Genomic DNA, 23,310 nt, shown 5'->3' with positions numbered 1-23,310 from the left:
GCCGCAGAGTACCTGCCCGCCCATGAAAAAAGGGAGCCTCGAGGCTCCTTTTTTCATGGGCGGGCACTCCTGGATGGAATAGTGAAAATCGTGCTATGGGGACGGGTCTATCAAACCCAATAAGCTAAATCCTCTACAAGGTGCCACTTACACTCAATAAAACGAGCGAGGTGTAAGTGATGAAACGCGCATGGATGATTGTGATCTGGTGGTTCTGCTCCCTGACGCCAGCCTGGGGGGCCGAATCCGGCAAGCAGGTGGCCCCCGAAGCAGGGACGGAGAAAAGCGCCCTGAGCTTTGAAAACGACGAGCTTGCCAAACCCAGGCTGGGAGATCTCGACGTCATGCTGGAGCAGCGCACCATCAGGGTGCTCACCACCTACAACAAGACAGGGTTCTTCATCACCAAGGGCGTGCAACGGGGGGCCACCTACGATGCCTTCATGCAGGTGGAAAAGCGCCTCAACGAACAGTTGCGCAAGAAAAAGGCGATCAAACGCCACCTCAAGGTGCACTTCGTCTTCATTCCCGTGGCCCGGGAAGCCCTGCTGGCCTCCCTCATTGAAGGCAAAGGCGACATCGCCGCCGCCAACCTCACTATCACGGACAAACGCAGGCAACAGGGTATCGCCTTCACCGATCCCCTGCTTGAAAACGTGCGGGAGCTGCTCGTCTCCGGACCCCTCTCCCCCAAGGTGGAAAGCGCCGCCGATCTCGGGGGCCAGCGCGTCTTCGTACGCCCCTCCTCCAGCTACTACGAGAGCCTGCTCGCCTACAACCAGGCCCGCAAGTCGGCGGGAGAGCCCCTCATCGACCTCCAACCCGCCTCGGAGGTGCTCGAAGATGAAGATCTGGTGGAGATGGTGAACGCAGGCCTGCTCCCCTTCATCGTCATGGACGAGCACAAGGCCCGCTTCTGGAAAAAGATTTTCCCCGGGATCACCATTCACGACACCCCCGTGTTCCGGGAGGGGGGCGTCATCGCCTGGGCGGTGCGCAAGGAGAGCCCCCAGTTGCTCGCCATGCTCAACGAGCAGATAAAGGCGCTGCGCGGCAAGGCGACGGGGGACGAGATCCTGGCCCGTTATCTCAAGCAGAACAAGTTCGTCAAAAGCGCCGCCGCCGAGGCGGAGCGCAAGAAATTCCTGCAGGTGGTCGAGCTGTTCCGTGAATATGGCGAACGCTATGACATGGACTGGCTGCTGATGGCGGCCCAGGGCTACCAGGAGTCAGCCCTCAACCACCAGGCCCGCAGCCATGTGGGCGCCATCGGCATCATGCAGATCATGCCCGCCACCGGCAAGGGGCTGAAGGTCGGCGACATCCGCAAGCTCGAGCCCAATATTCACGGCGGCGTCAAATACATGCGCTGGATGATCGATCACTACTATGCGGACGAGCCCATGACCGCCCTCGACAAGGCCCTCTTCTCGTTCGCCTCCTACAATGCCGGCCCCGCCCGGGTGGCGCGGCTCCGCACCGAGGCCAGAAAACGGGGGCTGGATCCCAACGTCTGGTTCCACAATGTCGAGTACGTGGCGGCGGAGAAAATCGGCCCCGAGACGGTCACCTATGTGGGCAACATCTACAAGTACTACATCGCCTACAAGCTGGTGATGGAGCAGGTGGCCCTGCGCCAGCAGGCGAGCGATGCCCTGAAACAGGAGGCGAAGGAGGACATCAGCACATCGGCGGCGAAACCGACCCAGTGATCCTTGCCGGACGAGGCGCCCATGGCGCCTCGTCTCTGTGCACATCCTTCTGTGGCCCGTGACCAGAATGAACACAATGGTCACAACAGCCTTAATAGCCATTACGGTCAGATTGTTTTCCAGCCAGACATGATTAATTAACCTTCTTGCAACAATCACAAGGAGAGCACCATGTTGCAAGGAACCCTCAAACGCACCCTGATCGGTAGCCTGCTCGCACTGAGCGTCGGCGCCCACGCCCAGATCAACGAAGTCCACTTCCTGATCCCGGGCGGCGCCGGCGGCGGCTGGGATACCACGGCCCGCGGCACCGGTGAAGTGCTGGCCAAGTCCGGTCTGGTCAAGACCGTCTCCTACCAGAACATGTCCGCCGGTGGCGGCGCCAAGGCCATCGCCCACCTCATCGAGACCTCGGCCCAGTCCGACAAGACCCTGATGGTCAACTCCACCCCCATCATCGTCAAATCCCTCTCCAAGGAGCTGCCCCAGTCCTTCCGTGACCTGACGCCAGTGGCCGCCATCATCGCCGACTACCAGGCACTGGCGGTGAAAGCGGACTCCCCCTATCAGAACTGGGCCCAGCTGCTGGCAGCCTACGAGGAGAACCCGGCCAAGGTGAAGATCGCCGGGGGCTCCGCCCGTGGCAGCCTGGATCACCTGGTCGCCGCCCTGACCTTCAAGAACGCCGGTGCCGACGCCAGCAAGCTGCGCTACGTCGCCTACGATGCCGGCGGCAGCGCCATGGCCGCCGTGCTGGCGGGTGAGACCCAGGCCATCTCCACCGGCTTTGGCGAGGCAATGGAAGCGGTCAAGTCAGGCCAGATGCGGATCCTCGGGGTCACTTCCGACAAACGCCTGCCGGGGGCGGAGCAGATCCCCACCTTCAGCGAGCAGAACAACCCCACCGTCTTCGCCAACTGGCGCGGTTACTTCGCCTCCCCCACCATCAGCCCGGAGAAATCCGCCGAGTTTGCCGCCCTGCTCAAGCAGATGTACGACAAGCCGGAGTGGGAAGTGGTCCGCAGCCGCAACAGCTGGACCAACCTCTACCAGTCCGGTCCCGAGTTCACCGCCTTCCTTGACGGCCAGGAGCAGCAGATCGGCGGCCTGATGCGCGAGCTCGGCTTCATCAAATAACCCTCGCTGTCCCATCGCAGGCGGGCGCAGGCCCGCCGCTCATGTTGGAGTCAAAAGATGAACATTACCAAGGAGCGACTGGGGGGTCTGCTGTTTCTGCTGCTCTCCCTCGCCTATGGCTACTACGCCACCGAGATACCGGGCTACCCCGGCGACGAATACGAACCCTTCACCGCCAGCACCCTGCCCTATGCCCTGGCCGGGATCGGGGCGCTGCTCTCCCTGCTGCTGGTGCTCTTCCCCGGGGGCGAGCCCCTGCGCCGGGAAGAGGGGGACTGGCGCCGGGTCTTCATCCTGCTCGGGCTCATGGTCATCTACGGACTGGGGCTCACCTGGTTTGGCTTCGTGCTCTCGACCATCGCCTTCCTGAGCGTGGGCATCCGGGTGCTCGGTGAGCCCAGCCTGCGCTACGGCCTGATGATCAGCGTCCCCTTCTCCATCGGCTTCTGGGCCCTGCTCACCAAGGGGCTCAACGTCTATCTGGAGCCGGGTCGCCTGTTCACCCTGCTCGGTTTCTAAGGAGTCACCATGTTAGACGGAATCTTGCAAGGACTCGGCACCGCACTGCTGCCGGTCAACCTGATGATGGTGGTGCTTGGCTGCTTCATCGGCACCTTTATCGGCATGTTGCCGGGCCTTGGCCCGGTCACCGCCATCGCCCTGATGATCCCCATCACCTATGGCCTGGATCCGGCCTCCGGCATCATCTTGATGGCGGGGGTCTATTACGGCGCCATCTTCGGGGGCTCCACCTCCTCCATCCTGATCAACGCCCCCGGCTGCTCCGCCACCGTGGTCACCGCCTTCGACGGCTATCCCCTGGCCTGCAAGGGACAGGCGGGCAAGGCGCTGGCCATCGCCGCCTACGCCTCCTTCACCGGCGGCACCCTCTCCGCCATCATGCTGATGGTGGCGGCGCCCCTGCTCGCCAAGGTCTCCCTCTCCTTCCAGTCGGCGGACTACTTCGCCCTCATGGTGCTGGGCCTCTCCGCCGTGGCGGCCTTTGCCGGCAAGGGGCAGGTGCTCAAGGCGCTGATCATGGCGCTGTTCGGCATCATGATCTCCACCATCGGCATCGACCGCAGCGTCGGGGTGGACAGGTTCACCTTCGGGTTGCCGGATCTGCGTGACGGCTTCTCCTTCCTGCTGCTGGCCATGGCCACCTTTGCCCTCGCAGAGATCCTGATGGCAGTGCTGCGCCCCAGCAAGGACAACAGCGAGGAAGAGGCCAGGCAGATGCAGCAGCTCGGCAGCCTCAAGCTCAGCAAGGAAGAGGTCAGGGAGATCGCGCCCCCCATCGCCCGCTCCTCGGTGCTGGGCTTTCTCATCGGCGTGCTGCCGGGAGCCGGTGCCACCATCGCCGCCTTCATGGCCTATGGGGCCGAGCGCAACATCGCCGGCAAGCAGCGCCAGGAGCAGTTCGGCAAGGGCAGCCTGCGCGGCCTGGCCGCCCCGGAAGCGGCCAACAACGCCGCCTCCACCGGCTCCTTCGTGCCCCTGCTGACCCTGGGGATCCCGGGCTCCGGCACCACGGCCCTCATCCTGGGCGCCCTGGTGGCCTACGGCATCCAGCCGGGCCCGCGTCTGTTCATGGAGCATCCGGACGTCTTCTGGTCGGTGATCATCTCCATGTATCTGGGCAACGTGGTGCTGTTGATCCTGAACCTCCCCCTCATCCCCTACCTGGCCCGGGTACTGGCGGTGCCGCGCCCCGTGCTCATCCCCATGGTGCTGCTGTTCTCCCTGACCGGGGTCTATCTGGTCTCCTTCAACACCATGGACATCCATGTGATGGCCATCGTTGCACTGATCGCCATCGGCCTGCGCCTGCTCACCTTCCCCATGGCCCCCATGCTGCTCGGCTTCATCCTGGGAGGCATGCTGGAGGACAACCTGCGCCGGGCCCTGGTGATCAACGACGGCAGCCTGAGCTTCCTGTGGGAGCGCCCCATCACCCTCGCCTTCACGGTGATCACCCTGACCATGTTGCTGCTGCCCGTCTGGCAGTGGTGGCAGGCTCGCCGGGCCCCCAAGGGGGAGCCTGCCACCAGCCACTGAATCGATGAGCCTCTGCCACCTCTGAACCCTGACCATCACGCGCAGAGACCTTGATGCCCACGGGAAGCAAACCCTGATAAAAAGAGCGCCGAAAGGCGCTCTTTTCTTGTCTGGACAACAGATTCCGGGCGACCGGATCACGGCTTGCGGTAACGCCGCTCCGGCCGCCCGACGGTGCCATATTCGAGCTCGGGGCTCGCCAGTTGCTGCCCCACCAGAAATTCCAGATAGCGGCGCGCCGTGGTCCGGCTCACCCCTATCCGACTGCCTATCTCCTCGGCACTGGCGGCCTCCGGAGTCAGGGCCGTCAGCACCCGCTGCAGGGTGAGAGCATCGATGCCCTTGGGCAGTCCCTCTGCCGCCACCTGCTGCAACGGCGTACCGAACAGGGTGTCCACCGCCTGCTGGTCGATGTCGGCCAACGCCGCCAGGGCGGCGATGCTCTGACGGTACTTCTCCAGGGTGTCGCGCAGCCGCTCGAACACCACGGGCTTCAAGATGAAATCCACCACCCCGAGGCGCATCGCCTCCTGCAGGGCAGCGGCTTCCCGCGCCGCGGTGAGCAGGATCACATCCAGACTCGCCCCCGCCTGGCGCAACTCTCTCAAGAGCGAGAACCCCTCTCCATCGGGCAACCAGACATCCAGCAGCACCAGATCGGGCCGGAGGATCCCTATCTGCTCCCTGGCATCGAACAGGGTCAACGCCACCCCCAGCACCTCAAAACCGGCGAGGCGCTGCACGAAGCGGCGGTGGATCTCGGCAATGGCGGGATCATCCTCGACGATCAGGATCTTGATCACTCACACCTCCTTGGGAATGTAACAGACGACGCAACTTCCCTGCGTCGTGGCTTCGATGGTGATCTCCCCCTGCAGGGCATCCAGGGTCTTGCGCACCAGGGAGAGCCCGATACCGTGTCCTGGCTCGGGCTTGCTGCTGACCCCCTGTTCGAACAACCTGTCCGCCAACTGCGGGTCGATGCCGCCAGCCCCATCCTCCACCTCCAGCACCAGATCCTGCCCCAGATCGCTCAGGGAAACCCGGATGGGCTGATAGGGCGCACCGTGGCGGCGGGTCGCCTCGAAGGCGTTGTCGATGAGGTTGCCCAGCACCGTTACCAGCTGGGAACCGCTGACACGGGCAGGAATATCGTGCAGACGGGCATCGGGATCGATCACGAGCTCAAGACCGAGCTCGTGGGCCCTGTGGTATTTGCCGAGCAGCAACCCCGCCACCTTGGGTTTGGCGATGGCCCCCATCAGGAAGCCGAGCAGGGTCTGCTCGGTGGCCGCCTCCCGCCCGATGAAGGCGAGCGCCTCCCGGGTGGCACCGAGCTCAATGAGGCCGGCGATGGTCCCGAGCTGGTTGTTGTGCTCGTGGGTCTGCACCCGCAGCAGATCGCTGTAGGCCTGCACCTGGGAGAGCTGGGCACTGAGTTCCGCCAGCTCGTCCTTGCGCCGAAAACTCGACACGGCGCCGATCAGCTTGCCCTCGCGCACCAGCGGCAAGCGGTTGACGATGAGAGACTGGCCGTTGAGCACTATCTCCTCGTCAAACTGGGGGGTCTGCTCTTGCAGGATGGAGAGCATGCGACTGCCCGGCAGCAGGTGACCGATGGGCTGTCCAATGGCGCTCCTGGCGGTGGTGTCGTCCAGGCGCAGCAGCTTGATGCCGTTGGGGTTCAGGGAGGTGAGGCGCCCTTGCTCGTCGATGGTGAGGATCCCCTCGCGCACCGTGCGCAGGGTACAGTCGAGCTCCGCATAGAGACGCCCCATCTGCTCGGGTTCAAAGCCGAAAATCGCCTTCTTGTAGCGTCGGGCCAGCCAGGCGGCGGCGACACTGTTGAGCAGCACGATGAGCAAGGTCATGGCCAGGCCGAAGCGCAAATAGTCCTGCAGATCCGCATCGATGTCCCGCACCAGATAGCCGACCGACACCACCCCGATGATCTTGCCCATCTCGTCACGGATGGGCCCCTTGCCGCGCACCGAGACCCCAAGGGACCCTTGGGCCCTGGAGATATAGGCTTCCCCCTGCAGGGCACGCTCGGGATCATCCCCCACCATGGGTTTGCCAATCCGGTCCGCATTGGGGTGTGCCAGGCGGGTGGCCTGCCTGTCCCCGATGACGATGTAGCTGGCCCCGACCTCGGTTCGGATCCGCTCCACCAGGGCATTGAGGCGCACCGTGTCCGCCCGCTTCACCCCGGCAATAATGCCGGACTCTCGCGCCACCAGCCGTGCCACGTCCAGGGCCTGATCCCCCACCTCCCGGTAGCGCTGCTCGGCGACATAGTAGTAGCTGGCCCCGCTCAGCAACACCAGTTGCAACAGACTGACCAGACAGAGAATGAGCAGGAAGCGTCCTTGCAACCCGAGCCTCATGCCTCCTTGTCGCCTCGCAACAAGTCGAGCAGCAGACTGCCATCGCGCAGGGCCTTGTGCACCTGCACCGAGGTGGGTTTGGTGGGATCTTCGTAGAAGTGGGTGGATTCAATCTGCAGGCGCACCAGGTACTCGGCGGGCAACTGGCTTGCCAGGGACTGGTGCAACATGGGGAAGAGCAGTCGATCGGCCCGGGTGATCTCCCCCCCAAGCAGCAGCTTGCCCGGATTGAGCAGGCAGATGAGGTTCGCCAGCACCCGGGAAAGGCGGCCTGCAGCCTGGTGCAGGATGTCCTGACACAGGCTGTTGCCGGCCAGCGCCAGCTCGCACAGCTCGCGGATGGTGACGCTTTCGGGCAGATCGAACTCCTGCATCCGTTCGCGCAGCTCCCGATATTGCGCCTCCAGCGCCTGATTGGTCACGAGGGTGCAGGCGCAGCCGAAGCCACCGCAGTAGCAGCGCTGGCCATAGGGTTCGAGCTGCAGGTGGCTGAGATCCCCGAGCAGAGCCGACTCGCTCTCGATGAGCTGGCCATTGACCACCATGCCGACCCCGATGTCGTTGTGCACGAACACCAGCACCGCATCCGAGCAGTTCCTGGCGGCGCCCCACTCCCGCTCGGCCTGGATCCAGGTGCGCACGTCGCCGCTCACCAGCACGGGTACCGAGAAGGCTTCCTGCAGGGTGGGACCGAGGGGCCAGTTGCGCAGATCGTAATAGGGAAAATGCTTGACCATGCCGGAGTGGCGCTCCACCTGGCCGGGCAGGCAGAGGGCGATGCAGGCCAGACGCAGCGCCTTCTTGGGCAAAAAGCCCTCGATGGCCCGCACCAGGCTGGCCAGCAGCTCGGCACGCTCCGCCTCGTTGAAGACATGGCGATGGCGTGCCAGGGAGTGACCCGCGAGATCGAACAGGGCCATGTCCACATAGCCGCGCCCCAGGCGCATGGAGAGAAACTGGAAGCGGCGCTCGTTGATGCGCAGCAGGGTCTGGCGACGGCCACGCCCCACCGAGCTCTCGCCGCAGGTGACCACCAGGCCGCCGTCCAGCAGCTCGCGGGTGATCTTGGTGATGCTGGCCGGCGACAGGCCGGTCAGACGGGACAGATCGGTACGGGACAGCTCCTTGTGCTCCTCCAGGCTGGCATACACCAGGCCGTAGTTGAGCTGACGGATCAAATCGATACTGCCTTTCACGATCTCATTCATAGGGTTGGGGCTAACGAAAGGAACGAATGGCGCGATTTTCACACATTCTGCGCCGATCCCCAAATTTGCCGTCTGGAAATCCTGTCCAGACGGCAAAAATGTGATTAGTAACGGAAGCGGGAGACGAGTTGGCGCAATTTGTCACCCGTGCCTGCCAGGGCGCGGGTGGTGGTGCTGGACTCCCCGGACGCCTCGGTCAGCTCGCTGACGATCTGCTGGATGGCCACCAGGTTCTTGTTGATCTCCTCGGAGACCGCGTGCTGCTCCTCGGCGGCCGTGGCGATCTGGATGTTCATGTCGTTGATGGTGCCGACCGCCGCTACCATGCTGTCCAGGGAGCTGGCGATGTGGCTCGCCTCCTGCACCGTCTCCTGGCTGCGTGCCTCGCTGGCCTGCATCACCTCCACCGCCTGCTTCACCCCGCCCTGCAGGCGCTGGAGCATCTCGTTGATCTCCTTGGTGCTCTGCTGGGTACGGCCCGCGAGGGATCGCACCTCGTCCGCCACCACCGCAAAGCCGCGCCCCTGCTCGCCCGCCCGGGCCGCCTCGATGGCGGCGTTGAGAGCCAGCAGGTTGGTCTGATCGGCGATGCCGCGAATGACCTCCACCACGGAGCCTATCTTGCCGGTCTCATGGGCGAGCTGCTCGATGACCCCGGCCGCCACATGCACTTCGTCCACCAGCCGGTTGATGCTGCCGATGGCGCTGTTCACCACGCCGCGGGCCGCATCGGACTCGCGGGCCGCATCGCTGGTGGCGCTGGCTGCGTTGGAGGCGCTCGCCGCCACCTCCTGGGCGGTGGAGCTCATCTCGGTCACCGCGGTCACCACCTGATCCGTCTCCTTGCCGTGGCCCTGCATCTGCCTGTCCGCATGCTCGCTCAGGCTATGCAGCCGATCCACGGCCCCCAGCAACTGGTGACTGGTCTCCCCCACCTGGCTCACCACCGACTGGATCCGCTCGACGAAGCGGTTGAAGGCGGCGGCCAGCTGCCCCACCTCGTCCTTGCTCTGCACCTTGAGGCGCTGGGTCAGATCCCCGTCCCCGTCGGCGATGTCGTTGAGTGCGGCGACCGCATCCGCCAGCGGACGGGTGACCCGGTTGCCGATCACCACGGTGGCCGCCAGGGTCACCCCCAGGATCACCAGGATGAACAGCACCCCGGTTTTCAGGGAGCCATACATGGTCTCCTCCCGCTCGCTGCGCAGGGTGGCCAGCTCGTTGTCGATGTCATCGATGTAGAAGCCCGTGCCCACGACCCACTGATATTTGTCGAGCACCAGGTTGAAGGAGAGCTTGGGGGCATCCCGCCCGATAGAGGGCTTGTTGGTCCAGTACTCCGAGAAACCATCTCCTTCCCGCGCCGACTTGATGATCCCCTGAATGAGGAAGGCACCCTTGGTATCCTTGTCCTGCCAGCGGTTCTTCCCCTCCATCTCGGGCCGGGTCGGCAGCAGCACGGTATTGCCCTGATAGTCGTAGACGAAGAAGTAGCCGTCGCTGCCATAGCGCAGCGGCCGCAATATCTCCTTCACCTGCTGGCGCACTTCGGGACTGTCAGGCTTGCCGTAGCTGCCCTCGATGGCCGTCTTGGCCAGCATCAGATAACTGCTGAGCAGCGCCTTGCGCTCCTTGATTGCCCTCTCCCGCGCCACCACCAAATCCGACTCCAGATCGCTCCTGGCCACCAGGTAGTTGCTGAGATTGACCACCAGGGCCATCAGCAGCACGGGGATGGCCCCCAGTAACAGGATCTTCTGCTTAAGTGTCATTGTGTCACCCTTTGTGCTGTGTTCATTGCTGCATGATGTCTGCCTAAACGGCATGGGAAGCTGGCCGAAAGGGAAGTGCGTTCGCTACAATCCCGCCACCTTTAATTATCGACCAGATGAGCTGACTCATGAACCTATGTCCTTGCGGTTCCTCTCTTTTTCTTGCCAAGTGCTGCGGTGTACTCCACGCAGGCCAGCCCGCCGCCACCCCGGAGCAGCTGATGCGATCCCGCTACAGCGCCTTCGTGCTGGGATTGGGAGAATATCTGGTACACAGCTGGCACCCGGACTATCTGAACGGGCTGACCGTGGCCGACCTCTCATCGACCGACACCCGCTGGGATGGCCTCGAGATCCTCGCCAGCCAGGGCGGCCCCGATGACATCCTCGGCATGGTGGAATTCAAAGCCTGGTTCCTGGAGGGGGACGAACGTTACTGCCTTCATGAGCGCTCCCGCTTCGTGCGCCATCAGGGGCGCTGGGTCTACACCGACGGCGAGCAGGATCCGGCGCCGCTGCGGGTCGGGCGAAACGACCCCTGCCCCTGTGGCAGCGGCAAGAAGTTCAAGAAGTGCTGCGGCTGAGGTTTCCCCCACGCCGCCCTCTGGCCAGCCCCCGGGCTGGCCTTCTCCCCTCCCGTCATGCTTTCCCCTGCCCGCCTCGACGGTGACGTGAGGTTCATCACATTTCGCTCATCACCTCACATTTAATGAGCGTTTACGAACATTAATTTGGCCCATATCAAACATTTTACGTCGTGGAGGCGCCACACTGGCCTCATCTGGAAGAGATGAGACGGGCACGAATGAAAAGAATCACCACACAAGTCGTCATCATAGGGGGGGGCGCCACCGGCGCCGGCATCATGCGCGATTGCGCGCTGCGCGGCATCGACTGCATCCTGCTTGAGCGGGACGACATCGCCGCCGGCACCACGGGCCGCAACCATGGCCTGCTCCACTCCGGCGCCCGCTACGCGGTGACGGATCAGGAGTCCGCCCGCGAATGCATTCAGGAGAACCGCATCCTCAAGCGGATCGCCAGCCACTGCGTCGAGGACACCGGCGGCCTCTTCATCACCCTGCCGGAAGATGACATCCATTTTCAAAATACCTTCATGGACGCCTGCGCCCTGGCGGGCATCGACGCCCGCCAGCTGGATCCCGCCGAGGCGCTACGCCTTGAACCCAACGTCAACCCGGCGCTGATCGGAGCCATCCAGGTGCCGGACGGCACGGTCGACCCCTTCCGCCTGGCCGCTGCCAACGTGCTGGACGCGAAAGAGCACGGCGCCCGCATCTTCACTCACAGCAAGGTGCTGGGGCTGCTTCGCACCCAGGATAGGGTGCACGGGGTCAAGGCCATCCACACCCGCACCGGCGAAGCGTTCGAGGTGGAGTGCCAGGAGGTGATCAACGCCGCCGGCATCTGGGGCCAGCAGATCTGCGAGTATGCCGACCTCGGCATCCGCATGTTCCCTGCCAAGGGTTCCCTGCTCATCATGGATTACCGCCTCAACCAGCTGGTGCTCAACCGCTGCCGCAAACCGGCGGACGCGGACATCCTGGTGCCGGGCGATACCATCTCCCTCATCGGCACCACGTCGAGTCGCATCGACTACCACAAGATTGACCAGCTCAGCGTCGAGCCCGAAGAGGTGGAGGTGCTGCTGCGCGAGGGGATAAAACTGGCCCCCATCATGGCCCGCACCCGATTGCTGCGCGCCTACGCCGGCGTTCGCCCCCTGGTGGCAGTGGATGGCGACGAGTCCGGCCGCAACATCAGCCGCGGCATAGTGCTGCTGGATCACGCCGAACGTGACGGCCTCCAGGGTTTCAACACCATCACAGGCGGCAAGCTGATGACCTACCGGCTGATGGCCGAATGGGCCACCGACTTGCTTGCCAAAAAGCTTGGCAACAGCAAGCCCTGCCGCACCGCCGAGCTGAGCCTGCCCGGCTCGCGGGATCCGGAGAAGGTCTCCGCCCCCGGTCTCTCGGTACCCGCCGAAGGCTCGGCCCAGTACCGCCACGGCGAGCGGGTCATCGCCTTTTTCCGCGACAACCCCAAGGCCAACGCCCTCATCTGCGAGTGCGAGATGGTGACCGCGGGCGAGATTGAATATGCCCTGCGGGAGCTCGACGTGGACAACCTGGTGGACTTGCGCCGCCGCACCCGCCTGGGTATGGGCCCCTGTCAGGGGGAGCTGTGCGCCTATCGCGCCGCCGGCCTGATGCAGGAGTACGGCAAGGCGGACGGTCGTCAGGCCTGCGTCATGCTGCGCCAGTTCCTGGAGGAGCGCTACAAGGGTACCCGGCCCGTGCTCTGGGGCGATGCCCTGCGCGAAGCCGAATTTACCTACTGGATCTACGAGGGGCTGTTCGGCCTTGGTGAGTGGACGGCCCCCCACCTGGTGAGCGAGCCCCCCTTCCCGCTCGATGCCAGCACCGCCAATTACACCAAGGAGCGCAGCCATGAAATTTGACAGCATCGTGATCGGCGGCGGCATGGCGGGCCTCTCCGCAGCCCTGCGCCTCGCCGAGGCCGGCCAGAAGACCCTGCTGATGGCCTCCGGCCAGAGCGCCCTGCACTTCTCCTCCGGCTCGGTGGATCTGCTGGAGAGCGACGGGGATCCCCGCGCCGCCCTGCCCGCCTTCATGGCGGCCCATCCGGATCACCCTTACAGCAAGGTGGGGATGCAGAATATCGAGGGGAGTCTGGCCGACCTGCAACGCCACTGCGCAGAAGAAGGGCTACCCTTGATGCGCCAGGAACACAACCACCAGCGGCTGACCCCCATCGGCACCCTCAAAGCCACCTGGCTCTCCCCCGACACTTGCGCCTGCATGACCGATGCCCCCGCTCCGGACGCCATCCTGCTCGCCACCCTGGAGGGATTTCGCGATTTTCACCCGGCGCTCGCGGCGGCGAATCTCGCGACCCACGCCCGTTTTGCCCACAGCCGCATCCTGACCGGGGAAATTCGCCTGCCCCAGCTCGCCCAGTTCAGCCGCAATCCCCACGAGTTTCGCTCCGCCGACATCGCCCGCCTGTTCGACAAGCAGGGGCCTGACCAGCAGGACCTGCTGGCGGATCTGGCCCGCGAGATCAGCCGCATGGTGCAGGGATGCGGTGTGCCCGGCTGTCGCCATATCGTGCTGCCCGCCTGCCTGTCGCTGGGGCTGGTCGGCCCGCGTCTGAGCGAGCTGGAACGGCGCACCGGCTGCACCATCAAGGAGGTGGCCACCATGCCGCCGTCCCTCATCGGCATGCGGATGCAGGAGGCCCTCAAGCGCCGCTTCATGGCCCTTGGCGGCACCTTCCTCACCAGCGAGCGGGTGCTGGGCGCCCGCTATGACGGCGACAAGGTGATCGGGGTGCACAGCCAGCACGGGGAGGATCAGCTGTTCGAGGCGGACCACTTCGTGCTCGCCTCCGGCAGCTTCTTCAGCCGCGGGCTGGAGTCGCGCCTCGGGGGCATTCGTGAACCCATCTTCGATGCCGACGTACTGAGCCTTGCCGAGCGCGACGCCTGGGCCGGCCGCCGCCTGTTCGACCACCACCCCTTCATGGGCTTCGGGGTCAAGACCGACGAGCGGCTGCGGGTGCTGCGCGGCGGCAGACCCCTCACCAACCTTTACGGCGCCGGCAGCGTGCTGGCGCACTATGACCCCATTAAAGAAGGTTCCGGCTCCGGCGTGGCCGTTGCCACCGGCTGGCAAGCCGCTGGCCATATTCTGGCGGAGGGCTGAGATGAATCACATATTCCCACTCCAACGACACGGCGTGCTGGCCCACGACGATGCCCAATCCAAGGGGGGCTCTGGCTCAGGTGTCGCTGTCGCCACCGGCTGGCAGGCCGCCGGTCACATTTTGAGTTCAGCCCAATGATGATTTCGCCCCATATCCCGTGCCTTCACACCCAACGGGAGGAGAACTGACATGCTACTGGATCATGCCAACCAGACTTTCGATCAGTGCATCAAATGCACCGTCTGTACCGCCTACTGCCCGGTGGCCAAGGCCAACCCGGCCTACCCCGGCCCCAAGCAGGCGGGCCCGGATGGGGAGCGGCTGCGCATCAAGAGCCCCGAGCTCTTTGACAGCGCCCTCAAGTACTGCACCAACTGCAAGCGCTGCGAAGTGGCTTGCCCGAGCGGGGTGCGCATCGGCGACATCATCGCCAAGGCCAAGCACCAGTACAGCGGCTTCAAACCGGGGATCCGCGAGTTCGTGCTCTCCCACACGGATCTGATGGGCAGCATGTCCACCCTGATGGCCCCGGTGGTCAACTTCACCACCGGCCTCAAGCCGATGAAGCAGGTGCTGGACAAGGCGCTGGGGGTCTCCTCCCACCGGGACTTGCCCAAATATTCACAAGGCACCTTCCGCGGCTGGTACAAGAAGCAGAAAACGACTCAGGCCCGCTTTGCGCGCCAGATCGCCTACTTCCACGGTTGCTATGTGAACTACAACCACCCGCAACTCGGCAAGGAGCTGGTGCAGGTGCTCAATGCCATGAACATCGGTGTCCAGCTGCTTGCGCGAGAGAAGTGCTGCGGCGTGCCGCTGATTGCCAACGGCTTCATGGACAAGGCCAGGCAGCAGGCGGCCTTCAATATCCAGCAACTGGAGAACACCCTGCTCGGCAACGAGATGCCGCTGCTGGCCACCTCCTCCACCTGCGGCTTCACCCTGCGGGACGAATATCCCCACCTGCTGGAGCAGGACAACCACAAGGTGCGGGATCGCATCTCCCTGGTGACCCGCTTCCTGTGGAACGAGTTCGATCGGGGCAACAAACCGGCCATGAAGCCCCTCAATCTGCACATCGCCTACCACACCCCCTGCCACCTGGAGAAGATGGGGGGCGTCATCTACACCCTCGAGCTGCTGCGGGCCATCCCCGGCGTCAAGGTGACGGTGCTGGACTCCCAGTGCTGCGGCATCGCTGGCACCTACGGCTTCAAGTCCGAGAACTACGACACCAGCCAGGCCATCGGCCAGGGGCTGTTCGATCAGATAAACCGGCTCAAGCCCGATCTGGTCATCACCGACTGCGAGACCTGCAAGTGGCAGATCGAGATGAGCACGGCGTTTCGCTGCGAACACCCGGTGCACCTGCTGGCACGGGCGCTGGCCTGACCGCCATCCCCCCGGTCCGCCCATCATCACGGGCACCGGCTTGGAAGCGACACGCCCCGGTCAATGCCTGCGCCCCCTCTGGCCGGCATTGACCGGGATCGGCGCGGCAAGGCCCTGACGCCGCCCGGGCAGCCCGATGGGAGGCCCGGGCGGCGAATTCCTTTGGTTGTTTGAACTACCCACACAGTGAAAAGCAGCAACAACACCCACCCCGTTAAAATCCACCTCCCATTACCACCACCGGGAAATATCAAGCCAGCATATTCAGCCAAAAAAAGAGCCGGCATTCGCCGGCTCTTTGCATCATCTCACCCCATCAGGGGTGCTGGATGATCAGGCTGTGCTGATCCAGCATGGATTGCAGGATGTCGTGAGAGGAGGAGCCGCTCAGGTTCCAGCTACTCAGATCCACGTCCTTCAGGGTGATCTGCTGGGTGACATTGCCATCCCCCGCCGGGGAGACCGACAGGCTCACGTCACTCAGGCCATTGCCGGTGCTGGTCACCGATGCCTGGAGATGACCCAGCAGGCCATCCACGCTGTTGTCGGTCACCCCCTTGAGCAGGTCCGCCAGATCGATCCTGTCCCCCTCCTGGGGACGGAAGTCGGTGATGGTGTCTATCGCCGGAGAGGCCGTCGTCCCCTCGTCACCACTGCCCCACACGAAGAGATCGCTGCCGGCGCCACCGGTCAGGATGTCATTGCCCTGACCGCCCCGCAGCACATCATCTCCCATGCCGCCCAGGAGGCGATCATTGCCGGAGGAGCCGAACAGCCAGTCCCCCTGATCCGAGCCCAGCAGATCGTGACCGCTCTGGCTGTGGATGGTGATGGTCTCCGTGGCCGAGCTCAGGGTGCCGCCACCCAGGCTGGATTCGGCACTCAGGGTGAGGGCATGATCCCCCGCCGGCAGATCCTTGAGGTAGATGGGCACGGACTGGTCCATCGGCAGCAACCAGTCGTTGCCATCCGCGTGGCCGACGCTCTGGCCGTGCTCGTCCACCACCTGGGCGCTGCCGAGGTTCTGGATCCGCACCGACAGCTCACCCGGGGCCGGATTGACCACGCTGGCGCTGAGGTTGAGCGGCACCCAGGCCCCTTGCAACGCAAGGATATCGTGGGTGCCGACCCCCAATTGGGGATCGTCCGGCTCGGCCGTCACCTGGATGGCAATCTGGGCGCTGTCGGTCATGACGCCACCGGCACCGGTATTGCCCTGATCCGAGGTGGTGATGCTCAGGTTGTCCTGACCCCAGAAGTCCCTGGCTGGCTCGTAGTGCAGGTTGCCTGCCAACAGACCGTTGAGATCATCGAGCGACCCGACCAGGGTCACCACGCTGGTCCCCGCCCCCTGCACCGAGACGGCGCCTGCCGCCCCCAGCAGGGTCAGCACACCGTGCTCCACCCGCAGCACCATGGAGATGGGCGCACTGCCAGCATCCACGTCCTTCACGCTGATCCCGGTGAGCGACAGGGAGCCATCCTCTTTCACCTGCAATGAGCCCGGCACCTGGGTGACAGGGGCATCATTGACTGGCTCGACCTCGATGGGCAGCACGTCGGTATCGCTCAGGGGGCCACCGCTGCCGGTGTTGCCAAGATCATTGGTCACCATGGTCAGGGCATCCTGGCCATTGAAGTCCTGCTCGCCCTGATAGGTCACGCCCCCTGCGAGCAAGGCATTGATGGCATCCTGGGAACCGCTCAGCACCAGGGTGTTGCTGCCGCTGCCGCTCACCGTCACGCCACTGCCCGCCACCAGTTCCAGGGTGCCGTGCAGCACGGAGAGGGTGACAGAGAGGGGGCTGTTGCCCGCATCCACATCGCTCACCTGCAGCCCGTGAATGGTGAAGGGCTGATCTTCCTGCGCCACCTGGGGCGTCGTCGGCAGCTGGTTGACGGGGGCATCGTTGACCGGTTGTACCAGGATGGGCAGCACATCGGTGTCACTCAGGGCGCCACCGCTGCCGGTATTGCCCCGATCGTCCGTCACCATGGTCAAGGCGTCATTGCCATGGAAGTCCGGGTCGCCCTGATAGGTGACGCCGCCCGAGAGCAGGGCATTGAGATCCGCCAGGGTGCCGGTCAGCACCACATCGCCGGTACCGTTGCCGGTCAGGGTCACGCCGCTCCCGGCCGGCAGGGTCAGGGTGCCGTGCTCCACCGAGAGGCGCACTTCCATGATGCCGTTGCCCGCATCCACGTCCTTGACCTGCAGACCCTGGATGACGAACGGCTCGTCCTCCTGTGCCACCTGGGGATCATCGGGCAGCACGTTGACGGGGGCGTCGTTGACCGGGCTCACATCGAGATGGATGGTGCCGTTCACTTCGGGGCCGAGGGCGCCGTTGTCCAGGCTCTGGGCCGTCACCTTGATCGCCATGGCGCCGTTGGCGTCGTTGGTCACGAGCTCCACCGCGTCGAGCTTGCCGCCGTCCGTGGTGATCTGCCAGCGGCCACCGCCGAGATCCACCACGGTACCGCTCACGCCGCTCGGCAGGCGGATTTCTGCCCCGTCCGGCACCCCTTCCAGGGTGACGCGCACCTGCTCGGGCCCGTTCTCGTGCACATTGCCGGCATTGCCGCCGGTAGCCTGGGTATCCCGGGTCTCCACCCCCAGGTTCAGGGTGATCACATCCCCTTCGGTGCCGCTCGCCTGCTCCTGCATGTCGGTGATGACCGCATCCCCCACCGGATTGACGGTGACGGTGAAGCCCGCACTGGTTTCAAGGGGCAGGGTCAGCCCCTTGTCCAGGGTGAAGGCGCTCAGGGTCAGACTCACGGTGCCGCTGAAGTCCGCAGGCGGGATCAGGGTCAGCTTGGAGAAGTCGGTGCCCACAGGCACCTGCCACACCCCGCCGCCGTTGTTAACCGCCGGGGCGGACAGGGTGAAGCCATCCGGTACCCCCTTGATCTGCAGCCCGACGATCTGCTCGGAGCCATCGTTGTCGATGAGGCTGGCCCCCAGCCCCCCCAGGCTCACGCTGCCATCTTCCTGGCCCGTGACGTTCTGGACCGTGAGGTTGGCCGGATCGTTCACCGGCAGCACCTCGAAGCTCACGTTGCCGCTCCAGCTCCCCCGATCCGGGCCCGTGGTGGCGGTATCGAGAATATCCACCGTCACCGCCAGCGGCACCTTGCCGCTGAAGTGTTCTTTGGGCACGAACACCAGATCCTTGAGATCCGCCGGGTCGTTCACCGTGAGGGTGGAAACCGGCTGGCCGTTCTTGTCGAGGAAGTGACCATATTGGGGATCCACGGTCACGACCACCTGCTCCACGGTCTCGAGACCGCCATCGGCCACCGAGGGGCTGATGTCGGCGAGCTTGACCGAGAGATCGAGATGAATGTCGGTGTCTTCCAGGTTGTCAGGCTGGCCGTCGCCGTTTACGTCCTTCACGTTCAGTTGCAGCTCGGGCAGGCCGTCCGCCCCGCCGTTGATGTCCACCTCCGGGGTGATGGAGAGGGTGACGTCCTTCTCCACCATCTTGGTGTCACCGCTCACGGTGTCGGTGTTGACCAGGCGCACATTGAAGTGCAGGCCGTCACCGGCATAGTCTTGCGGCAGGGTCAGGGTCAGGCGGTCGAGATCATCGAGGCCGCCCGGCAACTTGATGAGGTACTCGCCGTTGACGAAGTCATAGGTGAGCCCCTGTACGTTGACGCCCGGAGGGAGACCAGTGATGACGATGCTGAGCTCGTCGTCCCCGATGTCCGCCGTGCCCAGGGTCACCATCTGCTTGAGCTGGCTGCCGAAGTTGACGCCGTGATCCTCCACCCCGGTGATGGGGGTACTGTTGTCAAAATCGACATCGGCGGCCACCTGACCCGAGTGGGTCGCGCCATGGAAGTCGGCGCTTGCGGTGATCTCCCGATAGGCCGGGGCGCTCACATCCCCCTCGTTGTTGTCACCAAGGTCGACCACCCTGGCGCTCACCTTGAAGGTGACGGTGCCGGTGAAGCCATCCGGCGAGCGCAAGGCGTAGCTGCCGAGGGCGTCGTGGGGCACCGTCCAGTTGCCCTTGCCATCGTTGATGCCGCCCACCACCACGAAGCCGGGGGGCAGATCGCTGATCACCAGGTAGTCGATGACCTCATCGCTGCTGGGGTCCAGATCCTCGAACACGAAGACGCCGTCCAGCGGGATGTCGTGCCCGTCCGGGCTCTCCAGCTGACCAGTCTGCACCAGGTTGCCATCAGGCTCCACCACCGCCTGGATATCCACATGCAAGGTGCCGTCGATCACCTTCTGGGCAGTGGCGCTGGAGTCCACATCCACTTGTGTCACCGTGACATGGCTCTGGAGGGTGGTGTCCCTGTCGCTGTCTTCGGGCCCTTTCACCAGCAGCTGGCCACCGCCGAGCAGGCTTTGCAGCTCGGCGTCGCTCAAGTCCACGGCGCCGCCGCTCACGGTCAGCTGGGTCTCGACCCCACCCACGCGGATCCAGACTTCATACCCGGGTTCGATACCGGAAAGGCTGAGGTGGGTCACCTTCTCGGCGCCGTCGGTCAGGTCAGGCTGCCAGTCGAGGACGGTGAACTGATCCTCCAGGCCATGGCTGGTCTTGGCATAGTCGGTGGCGTCGATGGCCGGCTCCACCTTGATGGTGAGGGGCACGTCGAAACTCTTGTGGTCGCCGTCATTTTCGGTCACCACCACGTGGCCGACCAGGTGCAGATCGGCGGTGCTGTTGGGGGGTGGCTGGATCTGCAGGTTGCCAAGGCTGGTCACATCCACCTGATAGAGAGGATTGCCCTTGCCATCGAGCCCGGCGAAGGTCAGGGTCAGCTCCTTGCCACTGCCGTCGAATACCTTGGCCCCTTCCGGCAGCCCTTCCAGCACCAGGTTGAGGGTTTCCGAGTGATCGAGCGGGGTATCCGTCCACTCCCCCGAGGTGAGCTTGAAGTCCAGCGGTGCCCGGCCATCCTCTTGGATGGTGATGCTGTAGCCGTTGCCATCCTGGGTCCAGTCGGTGGTATTGAGATCGAAATGGGGTTCATCCACCACCCCCACCAGATCCACGTGCAGGCTCTGGCTGCCGGTCTCCTTCTCGTTCACCACGGTGTGGGTCTGGCCGCTGGCATCGGTCAGGATGGCGGTGTCCTTCACCACCCCCTTGATGGTGAGATCGAAATCGACGTTGCTGTTTTTGGGCGGCAGCAGCTTGAGGTCATTGATGCGGTCATAGGGCACCTCGTAATAGCCGTTGGCATCCAGGGTGACCGCCACCCCACCCAGCAGCAGGGTGGCACCGGCGGGCAGGCCGCTGATGCGCACGAACAGCTGCTCGGAGCCATCTGTGGTGTCTCCCAGATGGGCGAGCCCAATCTTGCTGCCCAGATCGATCAGGGTATCTTCCTTACCCTGGATCTCGCGCACCGTCAGCTTGGCGTCGTCCGCCAGCGGGTTCACGTTGACAATCACCTCCAGCGGATCGCCGAGGGCCGTCTCCTTGCCGGTCACCACCGGGGTCTTCTCGGTGCTGACCGGGGTCACAATGAGCTTGATGTCACCGCTGTAGTCCTTGCCGGGCACCACCGTCACCTTGTTGATGTCGCCACCGGCCACCGCATAGAGGCCGTTCGCCCCCGGGGTGAGCACCTTGCCGTTCAGGGTCAGCGTGCCCTGGCCGGACGCCCATTTGATCTGGTAGCTCAGGGTCTCGGAGCCGTCCGTATCGGTGAGACCCGCCTTGACGTTGAGGGCGATGCCGCTGCTGTCCTCGTCCGTGGTGTAGTGCTGGTGCGTGCTGCCCGCATCCCACAGGGGTTTGTCGGCAATGCCCTGCACCGTGATGTCCAGATTGCCGGTCAGCACCGGGGGCTTGCTCCCCTCGGTGACCCCCACCTGCAACTGCACCGGGAAGCGCAGCGCAGCACCTCCGTTGTTGTAGCTCGAGTAGTCGTGGTTCGGCACAAAAGTGACACCGGTGAGCTGGAACTTGTCATCGGTGTTGGCCACCGCCACCATGGCCGCGGGCGGCACCTCATACCAGGTCTTGCCCCCCTGGGTGATGGTGGTCAGTGCGACGCCGTTGAAATAGAAGGTGCCGTGAGCATTGGCCGGCGCCTGGATCAGCAATTTCTCGACGAACTCGCCCCGATCGTAGTCGCCGATGTCCAGGGCCATGGTGATGGGGATGCCATGAGTGGGATCACTGGCCCCCGCATCCTCGGCGCCGGTGACTGCGCTCACGGTGAGCTTGCCCGCCTCGTCCCATATGGTCAGGGTCAAGACACCGTCATCGGTGTCCCCATCCCCGTCCACCAGGTGGAAGTCGATGGTCTGCACCAGGGTATTGTTGCTGTGATTAACGCCGGATGTCGCCGTGAAGCTGTAGTTGCCCTCGGCACTGATCACCAGGGTGCCGATCACTTGTCCCGTGCTGTCGGTGACTGCAATGCTGGTGTTGCCGCTGGCGGCGATGGGGTGCTCGGTGCCATTGATGGTCACCGATCTCACCACCGCATCGTCCGCCCCCTCGCTGGCAGTGGCCAGCAGATCGCCGGTCACTTTCGCCCCTTCATTCAGGGTCTTGCTCGCGTCCACGGCCACGGGTACGTCATCCTGCACGCTCACATGGCCGATCACTTCGGCACTCAGATCCCCGTCACTGTCCCGTGCCTGCAACGGCAGCTGGATATCCAGCAGATCCTTGCCCTGGACGCTGTGATCCAGATTGCCGGTCAGCTCGAAGGTGTAGCGGCCGGACACATCCAGGGTCAGCTTGAAGATGAGCTTGCCTGCGCTGTCCTTGCCAAGGTAGACACCCGGCTGGCTGTCTGCCCCAATGGTGACCGCCTTGCCCCCCGACGTCAGGGTATTGAGGGCGTTGAAGCGGGCTACATCCAGTTGCAGGGAAACCACCCGGTCACTCCCGGCGGCGATCGTCACCTGGCCGATGGCAACCTCTCCCGTGCCTGACGGGCTGGTACCCCCATGCTGGCCACTGCCCCCGTTGAGGTCCGACTCCTTGACGGTCACCCCCTCGATGGCGGTGATCACGGGATCCGCCGCATCGGTGATCACCGCCGTGGTGCTGCCGGTGATCACACTGCCGTCGCTGTCGGTCACCTTGACCGGCAGGCTCAGGTTGAGCTTGTCGTCAGCCCCGTGATCCAGGTTGGTGTGTACCGTCACCTGGTAATCGAGGGTTGCCTGGGTGTGGGCTTCGATGCGCCCCGGCACGCTCGGCAGGGTCACCGTCAGCACCAGGGTGCCGCTCGCAGTCACTGCCTGGAAGCTGTGGCCGTTGCTGCCCGCCACCTCTTGCCAGGTGAGGGTCTCACCGTTGTGGGTGATGGCCTTGCCACTCCCATCCACAACTTGGCCCGAGAGGGTCAGCCGCACGTCCACCACGGGATCGGAGTCCGCCGTGATGGTCAGGGTGCCGGTGGCATGCTGATCATCGCCGGTCTGGTTGTTGCCGGCGCCATCGAAGCGCCCTTCACTCACCGTCACGCCGGTCAGGGTGAGGGTCGGGTTGGCCCCTTCCGAAATGCGGATGTTGAGGGTACCCGTGGTGCTGTCGTTGTTGCCGCTGCCCTTGTCGCTGTCGACGATGTTGAGCTTGAACGGCAGGTCGGTCGCGGTGTTGCCGCTCTGGTGAACCCCCTCGAACAGGGTCACCTTATAGTCAAAGCCGTTGCTGGCGGCGTTGTCCAGCTTGCCCACCAGTTCGACCTGAAGCACCTCGACGCGCTGGCCATTGACTTCCACATAGCCTTTCAGCACCTGATTGCCCGGGATGCTGGCATCGCCGTCGACCAGCTCGTATTTGACGCTCTGGCCCAACGCGGTCAGGGCCGGCTGCTCGCTGATGTCGGCAAACGACACCTCGCTCACCCGATCCGAACCCGCATTGACCTGGAAGTGGCCAGTGCCGGTCAG

The 23,310-nt window shown here is 64.3% G+C and carries 13 protein-coding genes; 8 read left to right on the top strand and 5 right to left on the bottom strand.

Going from position 1 to position 23,310, the window contains the following annotated elements:
• Positions 1-179 precede the first annotated feature (179 nt).
• From AB5Y70_RS21105 to AB5Y70_RS21090, 4 genes are all read left to right on the top strand, one after another.
• Positions 180-1,712 carry a lytic transglycosylase F gene (locus AB5Y70_RS21105; RefSeq protein WP_049636002.1) on the top strand — a complete coding sequence of 511 codons (1,533 nt, stop codon included), beginning with the start codon at positions 180-182 and terminating at the stop codon, positions 1,710-1,712.
• A gap of 171 nt (positions 1,713-1,883) precedes the next feature.
• Positions 1,884-2,849, top strand: a complete 966-nt coding sequence (locus AB5Y70_RS21100) for a tripartite tricarboxylate transporter substrate binding protein (protein ID WP_010674916.1) — start codon at positions 1,884-1,886, stop codon at positions 2,847-2,849.
• Positions 2,850-2,906: 57 nt separating this feature from the next.
• Positions 2,907-3,368: a tripartite tricarboxylate transporter TctB family protein gene (locus AB5Y70_RS21095; protein ID WP_005300329.1), complete on the top strand. Its 462-nt coding sequence runs from the start codon at positions 2,907-2,909 to the stop codon at positions 3,366-3,368.
• A 9-nt stretch (positions 3,369-3,377) separates the two neighbouring features.
• The gene (locus AB5Y70_RS21090) at positions 3,378-4,907 is read left to right on the top strand and encodes a tripartite tricarboxylate transporter permease (RefSeq protein WP_029314603.1); all 1,530 of its coding nucleotides are present in this window, start codon (positions 3,378-3,380) and stop codon (positions 4,905-4,907) included.
• 137 nt (positions 4,908-5,044) lie between these two features.
• On the opposite strand, the gene AB5Y70_RS21085 is transcribed toward AB5Y70_RS21090, so the two are convergent.
• The 4 genes from AB5Y70_RS21085 to AB5Y70_RS21070 all read right to left on the bottom strand — a co-directional run bounded on the left by AB5Y70_RS21085 (position 5,045) and on the right by AB5Y70_RS21070 (position 10,274).
• On the bottom strand, positions 5,045-5,710 hold the full coding sequence (locus tag AB5Y70_RS21085) for a response regulator (protein ID WP_010674918.1): 666 nt from the start codon (positions 5,708-5,710) through the stop codon (positions 5,045-5,047).
• Positions 5,711-7,294 (bottom strand): sensor histidine kinase, encoded by a 1,584-nt coding sequence (locus AB5Y70_RS21080; protein ID WP_010674919.1) that lies wholly within the window; start codon positions 7,292-7,294, stop codon positions 5,711-5,713.
• Positions 7,291-8,502 (bottom strand): ROK family transcriptional regulator, encoded by a 1,212-nt coding sequence (locus tag AB5Y70_RS21075; protein ID WP_029314606.1) that lies wholly within the window; start codon positions 8,500-8,502, stop codon positions 7,291-7,293. Before AB5Y70_RS21075 ends, AB5Y70_RS21080 begins: the two co-directional genes overlap by 4 nt.
• A 104-nt stretch (positions 8,503-8,606) precedes the next feature.
• Positions 8,607-10,274, bottom strand: a complete 1,668-nt coding sequence (locus tag AB5Y70_RS21070; protein ID WP_010674921.1) for a methyl-accepting chemotaxis protein — start codon at positions 10,272-10,274, stop codon at positions 8,607-8,609.
• Between the two features lie 128 nt (positions 10,275-10,402).
• On the opposite strand from AB5Y70_RS21070, the gene AB5Y70_RS21065 reads away from it, so the two are divergent.
• The 4 genes from AB5Y70_RS21065 (at position 10,403) to glpC (ending at position 15,419) form a co-directional block, all read left to right on the top strand.
• On the top strand, positions 10,403-10,858 hold the full coding sequence (locus AB5Y70_RS21065) for a YchJ family protein (protein ID WP_080560511.1): 456 nt from the start codon (positions 10,403-10,405) through the stop codon (positions 10,856-10,858).
• Positions 10,859-11,079: 221 nt separating this feature from the next.
• Positions 11,080-12,759 (top strand): anaerobic glycerol-3-phosphate dehydrogenase subunit A, encoded by a 1,680-nt coding sequence (gene glpA / locus AB5Y70_RS21060; RefSeq protein WP_010674923.1) that lies wholly within the window; start codon positions 11,080-11,082, stop codon positions 12,757-12,759.
• Positions 12,749-14,026, top strand: a complete 1,278-nt coding sequence (gene glpB, locus AB5Y70_RS21055) for a glycerol-3-phosphate dehydrogenase subunit GlpB (RefSeq protein ID WP_010674924.1) — start codon at positions 12,749-12,751, stop codon at positions 14,024-14,026. Before glpA ends, glpB begins: the two co-directional genes overlap by 11 nt.
• Positions 14,027-14,216: 190 nt before the next feature.
• A complete protein-coding gene (glpC, locus tag AB5Y70_RS21050; RefSeq protein ID WP_010674925.1) occupies positions 14,217-15,419 on the top strand; it encodes an anaerobic glycerol-3-phosphate dehydrogenase subunit GlpC in 1,203 nt (400 codons plus the stop codon).
• Between the two features lie 316 nt (positions 15,420-15,735).
• On the opposite strand, the gene AB5Y70_RS21045 is transcribed toward glpC, so the two are convergent.
• On the bottom strand, positions 15,736-23,310 hold a 7,575-nt coding region (locus tag AB5Y70_RS21045; protein ID WP_368176136.1), incomplete at its 5' end, for a type I secretion C-terminal target domain-containing protein.

The sequence above is a fragment of the Aeromonas sp. s1(2024) genome, from assembly GCF_040908005.1.
GTDB lineage: Bacteria > Pseudomonadota > Gammaproteobacteria > Enterobacterales > Aeromonadaceae > Aeromonas > Aeromonas caviae.
This window is presented reverse-complemented; position numbering and strand designations above follow the sequence as displayed.